Raw genomic sequence first — 807 nt, forward strand, 5'->3', positions numbered from 1 at the left:
CCCGTACCCCAGCCGGCACCAAGCAGCTGCGCGGCACCGAGGTGGCCGTGCAGGTCGATGCCCGCGTCGAAGGCGTCGAAGCCGAGCACGGACAGGGACGCGGTCACGGAGACGCCCGTCAGCCAGGCCAGCAAGGGCAGGGTGACCGCGGTCGCGACCCCCAGTCGCAGCGCGCACCGGGCCGCGAAGCGCAGCGCCCCGGGACGCTCGTCCGCCCCGACCGGCGTCCGAACCCCCGCCAGCACGCCCGCCAGCAGCATCATCGACGCCGCCGCCACCCCCAGCAGCCACACCCGACCGTCCAGCTCGGCCAGCCGGCCCAGCGTCACCGGCCGGTCGGTCCCGGAGCCGAGCAGATCGTCCAGCGGGTCCGGCAGGAAACGGGTCAGTTCACCCGTCGCCCGCCCGTCCCAGGGCACGAACAGGCCGAGCGGCACACCCAGCCACACCCCGTTCGGCGCCCCGAGCAGCGCCGCGCCGGCGATGCGCCGGGGATGGTCGTCGCCGATCGCCGCGTACGCCGCCGCCGCGCACCCCGCCGCCACCGCCACCAGCAGCACGGTCACCACCGCCGACACGGCCGGCCGCACGACCCGGTGCACGGCCTCCCAGCCCCGAGGCAGCGGCGTACGGCGCGAGGCCAGCAGCGCGACGACGAGGATGCCGATCGACCAGCCGAGCCCGCCCAGCAGCGTCGGTGCCGTGTCGACCGTGAAGCCCACCGCGGCCTGCGCGTCGACCAGATCGCCGAGCCGGTCCGGCAGCAGCCCCCCGATGTCCCGCTCTCTTATACCCATCTCCGAGCCC

The 807-nt window shown here is 76.1% G+C and carries 1 protein-coding gene; it reads right to left on the reverse strand.

Annotated elements, in window-relative coordinates:
• On the reverse strand, positions 1 to 797 hold a 797-nt coding region (locus tag K4G64_RS39380), incomplete at its 3' end, for a streptophobe family protein (RefSeq protein ID WP_374206516.1).
• Positions 798 to 807 lie beyond the last annotated feature (10 nt).

Source organism: Streptomyces sp. WAC04114, assembly GCF_019733245.1.
Taxonomy (GTDB): Bacteria; Actinomycetota; Actinomycetes; order Streptomycetales; family Streptomycetaceae; genus Streptomyces; species Streptomyces massasporeus_A.